Annotated in this window: 14 protein-coding genes and 1 pseudogene; 7 read left to right on the forward strand and 8 right to left on the reverse strand. The window is 70.8% G+C overall.

Translation table 11 applies throughout. From position 1 onward, the window contains the following. Nucleotides 1–3 precede the first annotated feature (3 nt). From ACIQFZ_RS15920 to ACIQFZ_RS15935, 4 genes are all read right to left on the reverse strand, one after another. Nucleotides 4–1,173, reverse strand: a complete 1,170-nt coding sequence (locus ACIQFZ_RS15920) for a serine hydrolase domain-containing protein (protein WP_402691465.1) — start codon at nucleotides 1,171–1,173, stop codon at nucleotides 4–6. A gap of 140 nt (nucleotides 1,174–1,313) precedes the next feature. Further along, nucleotides 1,314–2,063 (reverse strand): ABC transporter ATP-binding protein, encoded by a 750-nt coding sequence (locus ACIQFZ_RS15925; protein ID WP_365424998.1) that lies wholly within the window; start codon nucleotides 2,061–2,063, stop codon nucleotides 1,314–1,316. Between the two features lie 205 nt (nucleotides 2,064–2,268). Continuing rightward, complete coding sequence (cbiQ, locus tag ACIQFZ_RS15930; RefSeq protein WP_402691466.1) at nucleotides 2,269–3,030, reverse strand: cobalt ECF transporter T component CbiQ; 762 nt, start codon at nucleotides 3,028–3,030, stop codon at nucleotides 2,269–2,271. A gap of 1 nt (nucleotide 3,031) precedes the next feature. After that, complete coding sequence (locus ACIQFZ_RS15935; RefSeq protein WP_365424994.1) at nucleotides 3,032–4,087, reverse strand: energy-coupling factor ABC transporter permease; 1,056 nt, start codon at nucleotides 4,085–4,087, stop codon at nucleotides 3,032–3,034. 166 nt (nucleotides 4,088–4,253) lie between these two features. On the opposite strand from ACIQFZ_RS15935, the gene ACIQFZ_RS15940 reads away from it, so the two are divergent. Beyond that, the gene (locus ACIQFZ_RS15940; protein WP_365424992.1) at nucleotides 4,254–4,613 is read left to right on the forward strand and encodes an SsgA family sporulation/cell division regulator; all 360 of its coding nucleotides are present in this window, start codon (nucleotides 4,254–4,256) and stop codon (nucleotides 4,611–4,613) included. A gap of 113 nt (nucleotides 4,614–4,726) precedes the next feature. On the opposite strand, the gene ACIQFZ_RS15945 is transcribed toward ACIQFZ_RS15940, so the two are convergent. Further along, nucleotides 4,727–6,400 (reverse strand): penicillin-binding transpeptidase domain-containing protein, encoded by a 1,674-nt coding sequence (locus tag ACIQFZ_RS15945; protein WP_402691467.1) that lies wholly within the window; start codon nucleotides 6,398–6,400, stop codon nucleotides 4,727–4,729. A gap of 137 nt (nucleotides 6,401–6,537) precedes the next feature. After that, nucleotides 6,538–8,163, reverse strand: coding sequence for a penicillin-binding transpeptidase domain-containing protein (locus tag ACIQFZ_RS15950; protein WP_402691468.1), 1,626 nt, complete (start codon nucleotides 8,161–8,163; stop codon nucleotides 6,538–6,540). 361 nt (nucleotides 8,164–8,524) lie between these two features. On the opposite strand from ACIQFZ_RS15950, the pseudogene ACIQFZ_RS15955 reads away from it, so the two are divergent. Continuing rightward, nucleotides 8,525–8,773, forward strand: a pseudogene (locus tag ACIQFZ_RS15955) (calcium-binding protein); the annotation flags it as partial. A gap of 463 nt (nucleotides 8,774–9,236) precedes the next feature. On the opposite strand, the gene ACIQFZ_RS15960 reads toward ACIQFZ_RS15955, so the two are convergent. Beyond that, nucleotides 9,237–10,910 carry an acetolactate synthase large subunit gene (locus tag ACIQFZ_RS15960; protein ID WP_365775607.1) on the reverse strand — a complete coding sequence of 558 codons (1,674 nt, stop codon included), beginning with the start codon at nucleotides 10,908–10,910 and terminating at the stop codon, nucleotides 9,237–9,239. Nucleotides 10,911–11,151: 241 nt separating this feature from the next. Here ACIQFZ_RS15960 and ACIQFZ_RS15965 point away from each other — a divergent pair, with 241 nt between their 5' ends. After that, nucleotides 11,152–11,889: a flavodoxin family protein gene (locus tag ACIQFZ_RS15965; protein WP_376651955.1), complete on the forward strand. Its 738-nt coding sequence runs from the start codon at nucleotides 11,152–11,154 to the stop codon at nucleotides 11,887–11,889. A gap of 1,421 nt (nucleotides 11,890–13,310) precedes the next feature. Here the strand turns inward: ACIQFZ_RS15965 and ACIQFZ_RS15970 are convergent. Next, complete coding sequence (locus tag ACIQFZ_RS15970; protein ID WP_365426677.1) at nucleotides 13,311–15,059, reverse strand: phospholipid carrier-dependent glycosyltransferase; 1,749 nt, start codon at nucleotides 15,057–15,059, stop codon at nucleotides 13,311–13,313. Nucleotides 15,060–15,156: 97 nt separating this feature from the next. Here ACIQFZ_RS15970 and rsmI point away from each other — a divergent pair, with 97 nt between their 5' ends. The 4 genes from rsmI (at nucleotide 15,157) to ACIQFZ_RS15990 (ending at nucleotide 19,230) form a co-directional block, all read left to right on the forward strand. Then, nucleotides 15,157–16,005, forward strand: coding sequence for a 16S rRNA (cytidine(1402)-2'-O)-methyltransferase (gene rsmI, locus ACIQFZ_RS15975; RefSeq protein ID WP_365426680.1), 849 nt, complete (start codon nucleotides 15,157–15,159; stop codon nucleotides 16,003–16,005). Nucleotides 16,006–16,244: 239 nt separating this feature from the next. Beyond that, on the forward strand, nucleotides 16,245–16,697 hold the full coding sequence (locus ACIQFZ_RS15980; protein ID WP_365426684.1) for a hypothetical protein: 453 nt from the start codon (nucleotides 16,245–16,247) through the stop codon (nucleotides 16,695–16,697). Nucleotides 16,698–16,756: 59 nt separating this feature from the next. Further along, on the forward strand, nucleotides 16,757–17,635 hold the full coding sequence (locus ACIQFZ_RS15985; RefSeq protein WP_365426687.1) for a TatD family hydrolase: 879 nt from the start codon (nucleotides 16,757–16,759) through the stop codon (nucleotides 17,633–17,635). A 53-nt stretch (nucleotides 17,636–17,688) separates the two neighbouring features. Further along, the gene (locus ACIQFZ_RS15990) at nucleotides 17,689–19,230 is read left to right on the forward strand and encodes a ubiquitin-like domain-containing protein (protein ID WP_402691469.1); all 1,542 of its coding nucleotides are present in this window, start codon (nucleotides 17,689–17,691) and stop codon (nucleotides 19,228–19,230) included. Nucleotides 19,231–19,267 lie beyond the last annotated feature (37 nt).

Genomic DNA, 19,267 nt, shown 5'->3' on the forward strand with positions numbered 1-19,267 from the left:
GCGCTACGCCAGGGACGTGCGCAGCGCGTGGACCAGGGCCTGGGCCCTGGGGTCCGCCGTCACATTGGGGTGGAAGCCGTTGGTGACGTAGGCGAAGGCGAAGGCCGAGTCCGGGTCGGCGAAGGCCAGGGCGCCACCGCGGCCGGGGTGGCCGAAGGAGCCGGGGCCGAGCAGCGGGGACGCCGGACTGTGCAGCATGTGGCCGAGGCCGAAGCGGGTGGGGGCGACCAGCACGCGGTCGGGCCCGGCGGAGTGCTCCGTACGGGCCAGCTCCATGGTCTGCGGGGTGAACAGGCGGGTGCCGCCGTCCACCTCGCCGACCAGCGCCGCGTAGAAGCGGGCCAGACCGTCGGCCGTGGCGATGCCGTTGGACGCGGGCAGGACCGCCACGCGGTAGGCGGGGTCGTTCTCGTCCGGCAGCGGGGTGATCGCCGCGAACGCCCGCCGGGTCAGCGACTCCGGGTCGGCGTACGCCTCGGCCACGGACCGCTTGGGGCGGGTGCGCAGGCCCGACGCGGAACGCGGCGGCTCCACCTGGCCCACCCGGCCCACGCGCCCGGCCTCGCCGGCCGGCAGCCCCACCCACAGGTCGGCCCCCACCGGGCCGGCCACCTCGCGCGCGATCCACTCGCCGATCGTGCGGCCCGTGACCCGCCGCACCAGCTCGCCGGTCAGCCAGCTGTACGTCTGCGCGTGGTAGCCGTGGTCCGTGCCCGGCTCCCAGACCGGCGCCTGCGCGGCGACCGCCTCGGCACCCAGCACCGGATCGGCGGCCTGCTCCGGTGTCAGCGGCCGGTCGAGGACGGGGACGCCCGCGCGGTGGGCGAGCAGGTCGCGGACCCGGGTCCGCTCCTTGCCCGCCGCCTTGAACTCGGGCCAGTACGTTCCCACCGGCGCGTCCAGGTCCAGCTCCCCGCGCTGGTGCAGCAGCAGGAGCACGGCGGCGGCGACGCCCTTGGTCGCCGAGCGCACGATCTGCGCGGTGCCCCGCTCCCAGGGCGCCGAGTCCGCCGTACCGTCGACGTCCCGCGTCCCCGCCCACAGGTCCACGACCCTGTGCCCGTCCCGGTACACGGCGACCGCCGCGCCCCGCTCGCCCCGCAGCGCGAAGTTCGCCGCGAACGCCTCCCCGACCGGCTCGAAGCCCTCGGCCACTGTGCCGTGCACGTCCACGTCCGCCACTCCTTCCGCTCTTCGCCTGCGACAGTGGGTGCAACCGGCGGTCCCGGCCTGCGATTCCTGCGGCCGGTCGGCTTGGCACGATCGTTACGTCGACGCTGCCCGCGCGTCTGCCGTCTGCCCGTCCCGACGCGTCAGGCGCCCATCGTCACGGACCGCGGGTCGAAGCCGAAGGGCAGCTCCAGGCGGTGGGCGCGCATCAGGGCGTCGTCGGAGAGCAGTTCGCCGGTCGGTCCGTCCGCCGCGATCACGCCGTCGCTCAGGACGAGCGAGCGCGGGCACAACTCCAGCGCGTACGGCAGGTCGTGGGTGACCATGAGCACCGTCACGTCCAACGAGCGCAGGATGTCGGCCAGTTCACGGCGCGAGGCGGGGTCCAGGTTGGACGAGGGCTCGTCCAGGACCAGGATCTCCGGCTCCATGGCGAGGACGGTCGCCACCGCGACCCGGCGGCGCTGGCCGAAGGAGAGGTGGTGCGGCGGGCGGTCGGCGAAGTCCCGCATGCCGACCCGCTCCAGGGCCGTGGTGACCCGCGCCTCCAGTTCCGGCCCCTTGAGCCCGGCCGCCGCGGGCCCGAAGGCCACGTCCTCCCGCACGGTCGGCATGAACAACTGGTCGTCCGGGTCCTGGAAGACGATGCCGACCTTCTGCCGGATCTCGGCCATGTGTTTCCTGCCGACCGGCAGCCCGGCGACCGTCACCGTCCCGGTGCCCCCGCTCAGGATGCCGTTCAGATGCAGCACGAGGGTGGTCTTCCCGGCGCCGTTGGGGCCGAGCAGGGCGACCCGCTCGCCGCGCCCGATGGCGAAGTCGACACCGAACAGGGCCTGGTGGCCGTCGGGGTAGGCGAAGGCGAGGCCGGAGACCTCCAGCGAGAGTGTCACCAAACCCTCCGAATCCCACCGCGTGATCGGGTAATGCCGACGCCGAACGGTGCGTTGCGAGAGCCAAGCACGCGCCATCTCCTTGACCTTGATGTCAACCGGGCTGGTCTCAACCCGGCTGGTGTTGATCGTGTAAGACTCGGTCGTCCACTGGGCGGCCAAGCAGCGTGAGCCAGGAATCCCCCTTGTGTGCAAGGGGGAGGAGTCAAAGGACCCATCCCAGCAGACAGGCGACGAGGGCCGCGCCCGGGAGGGCCAGGGCGTACGACCACTGTGCCCGGGACGCGGTCACCTCGTCGATGACCGGCATCGAACCGGCGTAGCCCCGGCTCACCATGGCCAGGTGCACCCGCTCCCCGCGCTCGTAGGAGCGGATGAACAGCGCGCCCGCGGACTTGGCGAGCACGCCCCAGTGCCGGATCCCGCGCGCCTCGAACCCACGCGACTCGCGGGCGATCCGCATCCGCCGCATCTCGTCGGCGATGACGTCGCCGTAGCGGATCATGAAGGACGCGATCTGCACCAGCAGCGGCGGCAGCTTCAGGCGTTGCAGGCCCAGCAGTAGTTCGCGCAGCTCCGTCGTGCTCGCCAGCAGCACGGACGCGGCGACGCCGAGGGTGCCCTTGGCGAGCACGTTCCAGGCACCCCACAGCCCGTTCACGCTCAGCGACATCCCGAGGACGTCCACCCGCTCGCCCTGGGCCACGAACGGCATGAGCACCGCGAACGCGACGAACGGGACCTCGATCAGCAGCCGCTTGAGCAGGAAGCCGGCGGGTACGCGGGCAGCGGAGGCGACGGCGGCGAGCAGGACGGCGTACACGGCGAACGCCCACATCGCCTCCCGCGGGGTCGACACCACGACCACGACGAAGGCGAAGGCCGCGGCCAGTTTGGTGTGCGGCGGCAGCGCGTGCACGGGGGAGTGCCCGTGCCGGTACAGCCGGTGCGCGTGTCCCGCCCCCATGTCAGGCGGCCTGGGAGGAGGGGGCGGACGGCTCGGCGGCCGTACGGCGCCTGCGGACCACCCAGAAGACCGTGCTGCCCGCGACGACGGTCGTCCCGACGCCGATCACGCCCGCGAGCCCGCCGGACAGCCGGGCGTCGGAGACGTCCTTGACGCCGTAGTCGGCGAGCGGGGAGCCGGACGAGGCGTGCCGCTCCTCCTTCTTGTCGATGCCCTGGTCGTGGGCGACCTTCTCCAGACCGTCGGGGTTGGCCGAGGCGTAGAAGCTGACGAACCCGGCGAGGACGAGGGAGGTGACCAGGCCGGTGATCCACAGCTTGCGGTGGGACCGGGCGGCGACGGGCGCAGGCGCCGGCTCGGCCGCGGGGGCGTCGACGAGCTCGCCGTTCACCCGCAGCTTCAGGCGCTGCTCCAGGCCGCGGGCGCCGTACACCAGGTCCGGGCGTACGGCGATGACGGCGCCGACGGTCAGCGCGGTGATCGCGGCCTCGCCGATGCCGATGAGGACGTGCACGCCGATCATGGCGGTGGCGACCTTGCCGATCGCCACGTCGGTGGTGCCGCCAACCGCGTAGATCAGCGTGAAGGCGACGGCGGCGGCCGGGACGGAGACGAGCGCGGCGGCGAAGGAGGCCGCGGTGACCGAGCGGCGGCGCCGCGGGAGCACCTTCACCAGTCCGCGGAAGACGGCGTAGGCCACTACCGTCGTGACGATCGCCATGTCGGTGATGTTGACGCCGAGCGCGGTCAGGCCGCCGTCGGCGAAGAGGATGCCCTGCATGAGCAGGACGACACTGACACACAGGACCCCGGTGAAGGGGCCCACGAGTATCGCGGCCAGCGCCCCGCCGAGGAGGTGGCCGCTGGTGCCGGCCGCGACGGGGAAGTTCAGCATCTGCACGGCGAAGATGAACGCCGCGACGAGACCGGCCAGCGGCGCGGTCCGTTCGTCGAGTTCCCGGCGCGCACCGCGCAGGCTCACTGCGACGGCGCCGGCGGCGACGACTCCGGTGGCTACGGAGATGGGGGCGTTGATGAATCCGTCAGGCACATGCACCGTTCGATGATAGAGGCTTGTTGCGAACCTCTTGCAAGAGCGAGGGTCTCGTGGATGTGTGCCGTTTCCCGGATGTTCGAGAAGCGGAATCCTGGAAATATGCGACATTGGAGGGGAAGCGGATGTTCAGCCCTCGCATACGTCACACAGCGTTAGGGGTCGTCCGATGTCGGTAGTCGAACAGCACGCACGAGCCCACATCCTCACGGACGACGTCCCCGAGGACGTCGGAGCCGTCCCGGTCGTCCTGCGCTACGACCCCCTTCAGGATCCGCGCACCGTGCAGGTGGACCTGCCCGGCCCGCACGAGTGGACCTTCCCCCGGTCACTGCTCGAACAGGGGCTGCTCGCCCCGGTCGGCAGCGGTGACGTGCGGGTGTGGCCCTGCGGCCGGGTGCAGGCCGTGATCGAGTTCCACTCCGCGCGCGGAGTCTCGGTGGTACAGCTCGAGACGAAGACACTGCTCAGGTTCCTGCGGCGGACCTACCGGGCGGCGGCATCACCGGCGGCGGTCGCCCACGGGTGACGCCCGCGGGTGATGCCAACCGTCGGTGACGCGGGTCCGCCGGTGACGCCGGCCGCCGGTGATGTGCGCGGCCGTCGTCAGCTCTTGGTGCCCGGCTCCTGGTGCCGCTGCCGTCAGCCCCCCGCCTTCAGCAGGGACGCCACTATCGGACCGGCCGTGTCGCCGCCGTGGCCGCCCGCCTGGACGACACCCGCGGCCGCGAGGTCGCCGCGGTAGGCGGTGAACCAGCCGTTGGCCTTCTTCTGGTTGTCGACCTCGGCGGAACCCGTCTTCGCGCCGTAGTCCGGGCCGAGTCCGGCCATGGCCTCGGCGGCCGTGCCGTACGCGGCGGTGTACTGCATCACCTCGCGCAACTGGGACAGGGTGGAGGCGGACATCGTCCGGGAGGCCGTGGCCAGCTTGCGGTTGTCGACGGACGGGGAGACCAGGTACGGCTGGTGGAAGACGCCCGCCTTGACCGTCGAGGCCACCGACGCCATGTTCAGCGGGTTCATGCGGACGCCGCCCTGCCCGATGAGCGAGGCGCCCATCGGGGCCGCCGACTGCACCGGGACCGCGCCGTCGAAGGTCGGCACTCCGACAGCCCAGTTGTCCAGCGCCAGGCCGAAGACCTGCTGGGCCTGCTGGGTCAGGTCGGAGTTCTTGAGCTTCGGCGCCTGGCTGATGAAGGCCGTGTTGCAGGAGCGGGCGAAGCTCGCCTTGAAGGTGCCGCCCTTGATCTCGAACTTCTTGTCGTTCTGGAACTTCCAGCCGCCGTAGGTGAAGGTCTTCGGGCAGGGGTGCGGCTTGTCGGCCGAGGCCAGTTTCTTCTCGAAGAGCAGTGACGAGGTGATGACCTTCATCGTGGAGCCGGGGGCGAGGGAACCCTGGAAGGCGATGTTGAAGCCGTGGTTGGAGTTCGCCACCGCGAGGATCTCGCCGGTCGACGGACGCATCACGACCACCGAGGCCCGCTCGGTCTTCGACACCTCCTTCTCGGCCGCCGCCTGGAGGGACGGGCTCAGCGTCGTCTTCACCGTGCCCGGCTTGCCCTTGCTCAGCTCGACGAGCGTCTTGTCGGACAGCTCCGCCTTCTTCGACGCCTTGCCGCGGATCACGCGCAGCTCCACGCCCGCGCTGCCGCCGGCCGTCGCACCGTACTTCTCGCGCAGCCCGTCCAGGACCGGGCCCAGCGACGGATACTTGGCGGTCGTCATCTCGTGGCCGCCCCGGTCCAGGGCCTTGACCGGCGGGGTGCCGGCCTCGCCGGTGACCAGAGTGTCGCCGTCCTTCAGCTCGGGGTGGACGACGGAGGAGTGCCAGTCCACGACCGGCTTGCCGTCCGCGGCGCCCCGGACGACGGTCAGCGCGCTGTCGTACGCCAGCGGCTTGGTCAGGCCCTTGTACGACACCGTGGCCTTCACGGAGAACGGCACCTTGCCGCCCGCGGCGGTGCCCGCGGTCAGGGTGACGTCCTTCAGCTGGGCGTTCTTGGCGTAGTCGGTCAGCAGAGTGGTGGCCGCCGCGGTGTCGCTGGTCGCGGCGGCCGCCACGGCGGGCTTGCCCTGTTGCCAGGCCGCCAGGAACCCCTCGGCCGTGGTCCGCACCTCGGCCGCCGACAGCGGGCCGGTCTTCTTCTCCGTCTTACCGTGGCCGGCCGCGGTGTGCTTCCCGTCGTCGGCCGCCGAACCGCCCCCGTACATCGCGTAGGCGCCGATGCCCGCCCCGACGACGACCACGGCGATCACCCCGCCGACCACGGCCGGAGTCGTCTTCCGTCGCTCGGCGACGCGCCTTCTCTTGCCCACTGCCTTCCGTCCTCCGCCAGTCCCCCGGGGCCCCCGCTGCCCCATCGCCCCCACGATCCTCAATGACGGCCCCACCCTAGGGCCTCTCGCGCGGATGCGTCCGGGGGGTGGGGTTCGGGTACGGCCCGCGGTGGGCGTCAGCCCGCCGTACGCAGGACGGCTGCCACGATCGGGCCCGCCGCATCGCCGCCGTGGCCGCCCTCCTGGGTCATGGCGGCGGCTGCCATGTCGTTGTGGTAGCCGGTGAACCAGCTGTTGGACTTGGCCTGACCGTCGACCTCGGCGGAGCCGGTCTTCGCTCCGATGCTGCCGCCGAGTCCGGACATCGCGGAGGCCGCGGTGCCGCTGGTGGCGGTGCGGTTCATCATCTGCCGCAGCTGGCCGACCGTGCCGTCCGACAGGCCCCGGGCCTGGGCGAGCGGGCGGCCGTCGAGCTTCGTGGACACGATGACGGGCTGGCGGAAGGTGCCGGTCATCGCGGTCGCCGTCACCGACGCCATGTTCAGCGGGCTCATCTGCACCTGGCCCTGCCCGATCAGGTTGGCGGCGGTGTCCGGGCCGCCGGAGGCGGGGACGGAGCCGTCGAAGGACGGTATGCCGACCTTCCAGTTGTCCCGGCCGAGCCCGAAACGCTCCTCGGCCTCCCTGGTCAGGGAGTCCACCTGGACCTCGTCCGCGTACTTCACGAACGCCGTGTTGCAGGACCGGGCGAAGCTCTCCGAGAGGGTGGCGTTCTCGTTGGGCGGCATGTTCTTGAGGTTGTGGAAGGTCTGGCTCTGCCACACCGCCTCGTTCGGGCAGGGCGCGGGGCCGGCGGCCGTCGTGATCCTGTTGTCGATCAGGGTGGCCGCGCTGAGGATCTTCATGGTGGAGCCGGGCGCGAGCCGGCCGAGGAAGGCCGCGTTGAAGCCGTCCGCCCGATGGTTGGCGACCGCGAGGACCTCGCCGGTGGACGGCTTCACGGCGACCACGGACGACTCGGCGTACTGCTGCACTGCCTGTTCGGCTGCCGCCTGCGCACTCGCGCTGAGGGTGGTGTGCAGCTTGCCGGGACGGCCCTTGGCCAGGGTGATCAGCGGGGTCTCGGCGGCGCCGGAGGCCTCGTGCCGGATGCTCAGCTCGACCGACGGCTCGCCGCCCGCCTTGTCACCGTACTTGGCCCGCAGCTCGTCCAGGATCGGCCCGAGCGAGGGGTACTTGTCCTTGGTCAGCACCGTGCCGTTGCGGTCGACGGCCTCGATCGGCGGCGACGCCGACCCCCCGGTGACGAGCGTGTCGCCCTTGACCAGGTCGGGGTGTACGACCGAGGGCTGCCAGTCGACCAGCGGCTGGTGGCTGGACACACCCCGCACGATCGTCAGCCGGCTGTCGTAGGCCAGCGGCTTGGACTTCCCGTCGTACGACACGGTGGCCTTGACCGAGAAGGGCACGGTGGCCCCGGAGGCGGTCCCGGGTGTGATCTTCACATCGGTGATGTGGGCGTCGCCTCCGTAGGCCGTGAGCAACTGCTCGGCCGCCTCCGGGAAGTCCGTGTACGACGCGGCCTCCGCCGCCTCGTTCTTCTCCCAGGCCGCGAAGAACTTCCCCGAGGTCTCCTTCACCTCGTCCCGGCTCGGCGGCCCGGTCTTGACCGGCGCCGGCCCGCCGCCGGCGGCCGTGTTCCCGTTCAGCGCGTGCACGAAGTTGTACGTTCCGTACCCCGCCCCGCCGATCATCGCGGCGAACACCCCGCCGACGATGGCGGCCTTGACCCCCTTGCGCATGGAAGCGCTCCCTCCCCGTTGCGTCCCCACCGCACTGTAAGTGGCCGACGGGGCAACTGTGAGGGCTGTTTTCGAATGGTGTCCGAACAGTGATCAGCCGGCTGACCCAGACCCCGGTGTCCAGTCACATCCGTGAACGCCGCGAATCGGTGGGAATCGACGTGCCCGTGTACGCGGCCAGAAGGAGCCTTCCGGGTAGTGACGCGGTCGGTGTCGGCCGGATCACAGATGACGCGAATCTCGAACACGAACAGTCCGTTCGGGATAGTGGTTGGTCATGACGAACGACCGGCGCACGGCCGGACGGATGCACTCCCGGTGGATACGCCGCTCAGTGATGGCGGGCCTCGCGCTGCTCTGCAAGCTGTCCCGGGCCGACTGGGAGAACGGCGAGTACTCGGGCTACAGCGGTCAGGCGGTGAAGCTTCAGTTCCGCAAGAAGGGCACCACCACCTACAAGACGCTGAAGACCGTCAAGACGAACTCCACGGGCGGCCTGAAGTCCACCGTGAAGGCCACCGTCGACGGCTACTACCGCTACAGCTTCGCGGGCGACACCAACACCCCGGCGATCAACGCCTCGGGTGACCTGGTCCGCGTGAAGAAGTAAGACCAACGACCATGAGGGCGCGACTCACAGTCGTGCCCTCATGGTGTGTCTGCCCAGCCAGACCCAGGTGTCCAACCACATCCGCGACCGCCACGAGTCGATGGGAATCGACGTGCCCGTGTACAGCGGCCAGAAGTAGACGAAGTCTACGCGGCGGCGTACCGGGGGACCTGACGCGCTGGCCACGGGGGCGGCGGCGACGGTCGCCTCAGCCGTCCGCGGACCTTTAGCAGTCGCGCGACCGGCGCGTGGAAGCGCGGTTCGTCGGCGACCTGGTCGTGTCGAACGAAGACCGACGACCCCGTGCCGCCGGCGTCATGGTCCTGGAGCCCGGGGAGAAGAGCGAGAAGGTCTTGACACCCGGGTTGAGCCGGCTGTTCGCTGTGGCGCGGTCGCCTGCAACCTGAGAGGTCTCAGCGCAGTCGCCGCGGCGGACAGTGGGCACGGAGCTGCGCCGCGGCGGTCAGAACGGGCCGTGGAGGCTGCCTAGTCTGTCCGTCAGGCGCAGGTTCTCGGAGTAGTCGACAGGGCAGGCGATCACGGAGACCGTGTCGTCGTCCAGGGCGCGGCGCAGCACGGGCAGCAGCTGGTCGGCGGCTTGAATCACGTAGCCGCGGGCGCCGAAGCTCTCGGCGTAGGCGGCCAGGTCCGGGTTCGTGAACCGGGTATGGCTGTGGCGGCCGAGTTCGAGCTCCATCTTCCAGGTGATCAGCCCGTATTCCTCGTCCACCAGCACCAGGACCACCAGCGGGATACGCTCGCGGGTGGCGGTCTCCAGTTCCTGGGAGTTCATCAGGAATGAGCCGTCACCCATCATTGCCAAGACTCTCCGGTCCGGCCGGGCGAGTTTGGCGGCGATCGCGCCGGGCAGCGCGAAGCCCATGGTGGACAGGCCGTTGGAGACCAGGCAGGTGTTCGGCTCGTAGGCCGGGTACAGGCGTGCCATCCACATCTTTCCCGCGCCGGTGTCGGCGAGCACGATGTCGTGGCGGTCCAGGGCGGTGCGGACGTCGGCCACCACGCGCTGCGGCACGAGCGGGAAGGCGTCGTTGTCGCGGCCGTACCGGAGTTCCTCGTCGAGCAGCGTGCGGATCTTCGCGCTGGTGCTCGGCTCGTAGATGAGGCTCTCGGGCAGTACGGCCGCGAGTGCGTCCAGCGACTGTGAGGGATCGCCCTCGACACCCACGGTCACCGGGTAGTGGGCATCCACCTCGGCGGGAAATCGGTGGAGGTGCACGACCCGCTTGTCGCCGTTCGGGTTGATCTTGACCGGGTCGAACTCCTGGATCTCGTAGCCCACGCAGACCAGCACGTCGGCCGCGTCGAACCCGAAGTTGCTGTAGTCGTGGCGCATGAAGCCGACGGCGCCCAGGGCGTTGGGGTGATCGTCGGGGAAGACCCCCTTGCCGTGGAACGTGGTCGCCACCGGAACGTTCAGCCGTTCGGCGAACCGGACGAGGGCCGCCACGGCGCCGGCGCGGGCGGCGCCGTGGCCCGCCAGCACCACGGGGCGCCGTGCGGACGTGAGCACCTCGGCGGCCCGAGCGATCTGGGATGGTGACGGTGCATCGGCACGTACCGTGTCGATCTGCAAGGGCGCGAGCGCCTCCGTGGGGTGTTCGGCTTCGATGTCCTCCGGCACCGCCAGGAATACCGCCCCGGGGCGTTCGCTCTGCGCGGTCTTGAACGCCTTGCGCACCATCTCCGGCACCGCGTCCGGACACTCGATCCGGGCCGCCCATTGGGTGACGGGAGTGAACATCGACACCAGATCGATGACCTGGTGCGACTCCTTGTGGATGCGGCGAAGCGAGCCCTGGGCGGCCAGGGCCACCATCGGCGTGCTGTTGGTCGTCGCATCCGCTGTGCCGAGCAGCAGATTGATCGCGCCGGGTCCCAGCGTGGCCGAGCACACCCCGGCCCGGCCGGTCAGCCGCCCGTAGATCTCCGCCATGAACGAGGCCGCCTGCTCATGACGCACCACGACATACCGGATCCCTGAACCGTTGAGCGCGTCGACGAAACGGATGTTCTCCTCACCGGGAATCCCAAAGACGTACTCCACGCCCTCGGCGCGCAGACAGCGCACCAACAGATGTGCCACGTCTTCTACATCTGCCGTGCCCCGCGACCCCATCGCGCCGTCGATGCCCATGAGGCGAACGTAGGGGCGCCCAGGCGCCCTCGGCCACTCATCGACAGCCGACCGGGGACTTGTGACCGGGTGACATGCGACAGGTAGCGGCTCTCTCCCCGGCGCTCCGACATTTCAGGAACCATTCGGACGCTGCACGTTGGCGCCGCAGCCGGCCGGGCCGCACGTTGGACGTGGACGCGCTGCCGTTCAGGACGCGGCACAGGAGCTCTGGGAGGACCGTGTGGCCGCTTCGTCGCCCACCACCGACGTACCACCCGCCCGATACGACGACCTGCGGGCGCTGGTGATCAACTGCACCCTCAAGCGGTCGCCGGAGCGCAGCAACACCCAGGGGCTGATCGACCACAGCACCACGATCATGGACGCACAGGGAGTGCACGTCGATGTAGTGCGGGCCGTGGACCACGACATCGCCACCGGTGTGTGGCCGGACATGACCGAGCACGGCTGGGCGACAGACGCCTGGCCCACCCTCTACCAGCAGGTCCTCGCGGCGGACATCCTGGTGCTGGCCGGCCCGATCTGGCTGGGTGACAACAGCTCCGTGATGAAACAGGTCATCGAACGCCTCTACGCCTGCTCCAGCCTGCTCAACGAAGCCGGCCAGTACGCCTACTACGGACGGGTCGGCGGCTGCCTGATCACAGGCAACGAGGACGGTGTCAAGCACTGTGCCATGAACGTTCTCTACAGCCTGCAGCACCTGGGATACACCATCCCGCCGCAGGCGGACGCAGGATGGATCGGAGAAGCGGGCCCCGGCCCCTCCTACCTCGACCCCGGCTCGGGCGGTCCGGAGAACGACTTCACCAACCGCAACACCACCTTCATGACCTGGAACCTGCTGCACCTGGCCCGCATGCTGAAGGACCTGGGCGGCATCCCCGCCTACGGCAACCAGCGCACCGCCTGGGACGCTGGCTGCCGCCATGACTACGAGAACCCCGAACATCGCTAGTGCTGTGACCGCATTGGTCAGCCGGGTTGGTGGTTGGGGCGGTTGGATGTGCGGTGGCCGAGCCTGTCCGTGTGCGCAGACTGACTGACCAGGAGGGGCAGAAGCTGCAGCAGATTGTGCGCCGGGGCAACACGAGTTCGGTGCGCTACCGGCGCGGACGGTCAAGACGCCGTCACGACTACGCAGCCGACGCTCTTACAGACGCGTACTCCGCCACCATGCATGAGAAGACGTTCCAGCAGTGCATGACCGAGCAGGGATACCCGCAGTAGCGACGACAGCGCTCCCTCAACGAAGCCAGTTGAATCGCTCGCCTACCGAACGCCCCCTTGATCACCCGCACTCGGTCGGGGCGAAGAGGTCGTCAGACCCCAGCACAGGACAACCGGCCACCACCGTTCCCGTTCTGCCTCCGTCCGGCGAAAGCGTCTCATCGGGCGGCGCTGCGGAGCCGTTCGACCGCCTGTCGGAGATCGTCGAAGGCCCGTTGCTCCTCCCGGGGGGAGGCCCGATTGGCTGGCAGAAGGCTGTCGCGCGCCCTACGGACGCGGTCATAGGCGTCGAAGCAGGCGAGAACCTGCTGAACAGGGTCCTGAGGAGCCGGGAAGGGATTTTGCGGAGACATGGCTGGACTCTCGTCTGGTCGGAGGCTACTGGCCAAAGGGAAGGGGCGTGTTGAGTAAGTGCTCCAGGCCCAAACTTGCGGAGCACACCAAGGCTCTGGAGCGAGCCCTGGGTGATGACGAAACGCACGCCGGACGGGCGGGCATCACTCGCGGCGTTCAAGAGCACGGCGCCGCCTCCGGGGCTAGGGCAGTGATCTTGCTCAGGTCCGCTTCAGCCACGTCAGGGCCGCGAGCGAGAGCCCTCGAAAGCGTCTTCCTGACGCAGCCGACTCTTCGGTGGTTCAGCTCACCACGCGACCAAACGACTTCACGGGCAGTGGGGCGAACACGAAATGAGAGGGGCACGGCAAGCCTTCCGGGCACGACGGTGATGCTGCCGACCAGACTTCCCGGCGCACCACCCGCCCCCACAACGACAAGGCGAGCCAGCGCCCATGCTAGCCCCCGGTCCCGCTACCCAGTCGGATCTGCCATCCAGTGTGAGCAGAGGAGCGCCAGCACATCGGCACCCCTCCATGGCCGTTCTTCCTCGTGTGGAGCGTGCTGGATCTTTTGACGAGAGCAGGGTGAAAGCTCGGGCCGTCCCCCACATGTCCCCCATGAGAGGGCGCGACTTGGACTTTCCCAGCTCAGTAGGCGTCCAGCCAGCCCGCTGTAAATCTGCCGTGGGCCGTCTCTGGGCCGTCTCTGGGCCGTCTCTGGGCCGTCCGAGGGCGGCCAGTGGTGACCGCCAACGACCATCAACGACCACGAGGGCGCGGCCATCGGCCGCGCCCTCGTGGTGTGTCTGCCCAGCTAGACCCAGGTGTCCAGCCACATCCGCGACCGCCACGAGTCGATGGGGATCGACGTCCCCGTGTACAGCGGCCAGAAGTAGATGAAGTTCCAGGCGATCAGCAGGAACAGGACGCCCGCGCCGGTCGCGCCCGCGACGCGGCGGGTCTCCGAGGAGCCGGGCGGGCCCACGAGCGCGCCGATCAGCATCGCCACCGCCAGGCACAGGAAGGGGAGGAAGACGATGGCGTAGAAGAAGAAGATCGTGCGCTCCTGGTACATGAACCAGGGCAGGTACCCGGCGGCGGCGCCGCAGACGATGGCGCCCGCGCGCCAGTCGCGGCGGAAGAACCAGCGCCACAGGACGTACACCAGCGCGGCGCAGGCCGCCCACCACAGCATCGGCGTGCCGATGGCGAGGACCTCGCGGGCGCACTTGCCGGCGGCGTCCGTGGGACAGCCCGCCGTGCCGGGGGAGGGCGACTCGTAGAAGTACGACACCGGGCGGCCGTCGACGATCCAGCTCCACGGGTTGGACTGGTAGTTGTGCGGCGAGGACAGGCCGACGTGGAACTTGTAGACCTCGTGCTCGTAGTGCCACAGGCTGCGCAGCCAGTCCGGCAGGAAGGTGAAGTAGCCGCCCTTGCCGTCGGTCGCGGCCCAGTCGCGGAAGTAGCCGCCGCTGCCGTCGGCGGGGGAGCGGATCCAGCCGATCCAGGAGACCAGGTAGACGGCGATCGCGACCGGGACCGTGGCCAGGAACGTGATGCCGGTGTCCCGCTTCAGCACGGCCGTGTACGGGTGCCAGGCGCCGGCCACCTTGCGGGCGCCCACGTCCCACAGCACGGCCATCACGCAGAACGCGGCCAGGACGTACAGGCCGTTCCACTTGGTGCCGAACGCCAGGCCCAGCATGAGGCCCGCCGCCCAGCGCCACGGGCGCAGGCCGAGGTGGGCCGTCTCGGCCGTGTGCGCGTCGGGCCGCACCCGTCCGTCGGCGTCGGCCGGGAGCGCGGCGGCGAGTTTCTCCCGGGCCCGGTCGCGGTCGATCAGCAGGCAGCCGAAGGCGGCCAGCACGAAGAACATCAGCACGCCGTCCAGTAGCGCGGTCCGGCTCATCACGAAGTGCAGGCCGTCCACCGCCATCAGCGCGCCCGCAAGGCAGCCGAGGAAGGTGGAGCGGAACAGCCGCCGGCCGATCCGGCACAGCATCAGCACCGACAGCGTGCCGAGCAGGGCCGTCATGAAGCGCCAGCCGAACGGGTTGAACCCGAAGAGCAGCTCGCCGAGGCCGATCACATACTTGCCGACCGGCGGATGCACGACGTAGGCCGCGTCCGAGGGGATGGGGATGTGCCCGCCGGTCTTGAGGATCAGGTCGTTGGCGTTCTTGTCCCAGTTGACCTCGAAGCCGCGGTGGACGAGCGCCCACGCGTCCTTGGCGTAGTACGTCTCGTCGAATATCACCGCCTTCGGGCTGCCCAGGTTCCAGAACCGCAGCACGCCCGCCACCAGCGTGACCAGCAGCGGGCCGCCCCAGCCCGACCAGCGGACGATCCGGTCGGCGAGGGCCCGCGGGATGCCGAGGGCCGCCCACAGGCGCTCCCCGGGCCGCGCATACGGCGGCACCAGACGGTCGACGACGCCACTGCCGCCGCTCGCGGGCCCCGTGGAGTGGCCGAAGCGGCGCAGGCGCTGCTGCCACGTCGGCCGCTGGTCGTGCGGGGCCGGGCCCTGCCGGGTGTCCGTGTGGGACGCGGTACTGGTCACCGCGCCATCGTAGGGAACCGTTCTGTGTGAGTCCCGCGCATGGCCGGTACCGGCCGGGACGCGTTCGCTCGCGACGGCACTTGAGAGGATGGGGTACGTGACTGGAACCCTTGTATTGGCGGGCACTCCCATCGGCGACGTCCAGGACGCTCCGCCCCGGCTCGCGGAGGAACTGGCCGGCGCGGACGTGGTCGCCGCCGAGGACACCCGGCGGCTGCGCCGGCTCACCCAGGCGCTCGGCGTCACCCCCAAGGGGCGCGTCGTGTCGTACTTCGAGGGCAACGAGTCCGCCCGCACACCGGAACTGGTCGAGGAACTGCTCGGCGGGGCGCGCGTGCTGCTGGTGACGGACGCGGGCATGCCGTCCGTCTCCGACCCGGGCTACCGGCTGGTCGCGGCCGCCGTGGAGCGGGACGTCCGGGTGACGGCCGTACCGGGCCCGTCCGCCGTGCTCACCGCGCTCGCGCTGTCCGGGCTGCCGGTCGACCGGTTCTGTTTCGAGGGGTTCCTGCCGCGCAAGGCGGGCGAGCGGCTGACCCGGCTGCGGGAGGTCGCGGACGAGCGGCGCACGCTGGTCTACTTCGAGGCCCCGCACCGGCTCGACGACACGCTCGCGGCGATGGCCGAGGTGTTCGGCGCCGAGCGGCGGGCCGCCGTGTGCCGGGAGCTGACCAAGACCTACGAGGAGGTGCGCCGCGGCGGGCTCGCGGAGCTGGCCGCGTGGGCCGCCGAGGGCGTGCGCGGCGAGATCACCGTCGTGGTCGAGGGGGCGCCCGAGAAGGGGCCCGAGGAGCTCGGCCCCGAGGAACTGGTGCGGCGGGTGCGGGTGCGCGAGGAGGCCGGGGAACGCCGCAAGGAGGCCATTGCGGCGGTCGCGGCCGAGGCCGGGGTGCCCAAGCGGGAGGTCTTCGACGCGGTGGTCGCCGCCAAGCGCGCGGGGGAATGAGACCTCGCTCACACCCGCTCTGAGCAGGGCGCATCTCTCCTGAGCGGCCGCCCCATGGAGCGGCAAAGAGCCGTCCGGGAAGGCAAAGGGACTTCGGCCGCCGGAGGGACCCTTTGGCAAGCGGGGCCCAAAACGCCTCCAACACTCCCCAGGCCTTGTGCGTCGCCGACGGCGGAGGAGTTCACTGGACGACGGGACGGCAACCGTCCCTTTTTGTCCAGCGGACACGAGGAGCTGGCATGAGCGACATCACAGGGCGGCGGTACGACCACCGCGGTACGGCCACGGCCGTCGTCAACGAGTCCTACTCCTTCGCCTGCATGAGGTGCGGGCACGGGTGGGAGCAGTCGTACGAGATCGAGCACTACACGGACGGCGACGGCATCGAGTGCGTGCGGTACGTGGCGGACGGCCGCGTCGTGCCGTCCCCGCTGAGCCGGCCGCGCTGCCAGAACTGCGACGGGCACGTCGTCCGGATCATGACGGCCGGCCGGGTGTCGTCCGCGCAGAGCCATCTGCACCGGCACGAGGAGCGCCGGCACCATCCGACGGCACCCGTGGCGAACCGGGTCGAGACGTCCCCGCCGGGGGAGGAGGCGGTGGACCGCGCGCAGGGCACCCACACCGGCCACGGCGACCACCACTGGCATCTGTCGGATCTGCTGCACCCCTTCCACCGCAAGGCGGGCTGAGCGCCGCCGGACGACGGGCGGTGGACGATGAGGACCCGCCCCTTCCGTAGGATCGGGGCATGCCTTCGAACGCCGACAAGAACGCGGCGCCCCCGCTTCCGGAGCCGCTCCGGATACCGGTCGCCGACTCCCACACCCACCTCGACATGCAGTCCGGCACGGTCGAGGAAGGCCTGGCCAAGGCCGCGGCGGTGGGCGTGACGACGGTCGTTCAGGTCGGCTGCGACCTCAACGGCTCGCGGTGGGCCGCCGAGACGGCCGCGGCGTACGACAGCGTCCACGCGACGGTCGCCCTGCACCCGAACGAGGCTCCGCGCATCGTCCACGGCGACCCCGACGGCTGGTCGAGGCAGGGCGCGCGCGAGCCGGGCGGGGACGCCGGGCTCGACGAGGCCCTGGCCGAGATCGACCGGCTGGCCGCGCTGCCCCAGGTCAAGGGCGTCGGCGAGACCGGCCTTGACTACTTCCGCACCGGCCCCGAGGGCAAGGCGGCACAGGAGCGGTCCTTCCGTGCCCATATCGAGATCGCCAAGCGGCACGGCAAGGCCCTCGTCATCCACGACCGGGACGCGCACGCCGACGTCCTGCGCGTCCTCAAGGAGGAGGGCGCTCCCGAGCGGACGGTGTTCCACTGCTACTCGGGCGACGCGGAGATGGCCGAGGTGTGCGCCCGCGCCGGCTACTACATGTCCTTCGCCGGCAACGTCACCTTCAAGAACGCCCAGAACCTGCGGGACGCCCTCGCCGTCGCCCCGCTGGAGCTGGTTCTGGTGGAGACCGACGCGCCCTTCCTGACCCCGGCGCCGTACCGCGGACGGCCCAACGCCCCGTACCTCGTTCCGGTCACGGTGCGTGCGATGGCCGCCGTGCGCGGTATCGACGAGGACACCCTGGCGACGGCACTGGCGGTCAACACGGCCCGCGCTTTCGGCTACTGAGCGCATCCGGAGCGCTTTGGAGAGTGACAGGCGCTCCGCTAGGTTCTGGCCGCGTGAGCAATCTGCGGTACGAGGCGTACGAGACGTACGGCGCATACGAGACCTACGAGACGTATGAGCCCTACGGGCCGTACAACCCGTTCGAGCAGTACGGCGGCGCGTGCGACCAGGACAACCCGTACCAGCAGTACAGCAGCCCGTACCAGCAGTACGGCACCCCGTACGAGCAGTACAGCCCGTACCAGCGGTACAGCTCGCACGAGGACTACGAGCGCACCGTTGTCCACCACGACGTGCACACCGCGCAGACGCTGCCGTACGGGCCCCACGGGTCGCCGTACGCGGACACATACCCGCCCGCCTACGAGGCCCTCCGCCGGTCCGCCGCTTACGAGCCCACCCAGCCGGTACTGCCCCGCCAGGCCCGCCCGGCCGGAAGCGGTACGGGGAGTGGCACGCACCGGGGCGCGCGGCGGCGCAGGGCGCGGTCCACGGAGCGGCCGGAGGCGTGCGTGCGCCGGCTGCTGCCCCGCGCGCTGGTCGTCGCGTTCCTGGCGGGCGGGACCACCGCGTTCGTCGCCGAGGACAAGGCGATCGAGCTCAGCGTCGACGGCAGCGAGCGCACCCTGCACACCTTCGCCGACGACGTCTCCGGACTGCTGGCCGACGAGGGCGTGCGGCTCGGGCCGCACGACGTGGTGCTGCCCGCCCCCGAGGCCGCGCTCACCAGCGGCGACGAGATCACCGTCCGCCACGGGCGGCCGGTCCGGCTCACGCTCGACGGACACCGCCGCGAGGTGTGGACGACGGCGCGCACGGTCGAGGAAGCGCTCAGGGAACTGGGCGTGCGCGCGGAGGGGGCGTATCTGTCGGCCGCGCGCTCGAAGCCCATCGGACGCGCCGGACTCGCGCTCGACGTGCGCACCGAGCGTTCGGTGACCGTCATGGCGGACGGCCGCGCCCGCACCGTCCGCACCAACGCGGCGACCGTGCGGGACGTGGTGGAGCAGGCCGGGATCACCCTGCGGGGGCAGGACACCACCTCCGTGGCGCCGGGCAGCTTCCCGCGCGACGGGCAGACGGTCACCGTGCTGCGGATCACCGGGAGCCGGGAGGTGCGCGAGGAACTCATCCCGTTCGCCGTGCGGCGCACCGCCGACCCGACCCTGCTCAGGGGAACGGAGGTCGTCGAGCGGGCCGGACAGCCGGGAGTGCGCCGGGTCGTGCACTCCGTGCGCACGGTCAACGGCGTGCGGCAGCGGCCGTGGCGTGTGGAGTCGGAGGTGGTGCACGCGCCGCGGAAGCAGATCGTGAAGGTCGGCACCAAGGCACACCCGGCGTCGGTACGGGGCGCCGACCACCTCGACTGGCAGGGGCTGGCGCGGTGCGAGTCCGGCGGCCGGGCGGATGCCGTGGACCCTTCGGGCACGTACGGCGGCCTGTACCAGTTCGACGAAGGCACCTGGCACAGACTCGGCGGCCGGGGCCGCCCCCAGGACGCTCCGGCTCAGGAGCAGACCTACCGCGCGAAGAAGCTGTACGTGAGCCGGGGGGCGAACCCCTGGCCCCACTGCGGCGACCGGCTGCGGGGGTAGGCCGTCGGCGGGCGCGGGCGGGCCGTCCCCCTGCGCC

This window comes from Streptomyces sp. NPDC093064 (assembly GCF_044754605.1).
GTDB lineage: Bacteria > Actinomycetota > Actinomycetes > Streptomycetales > Streptomycetaceae > Streptomyces.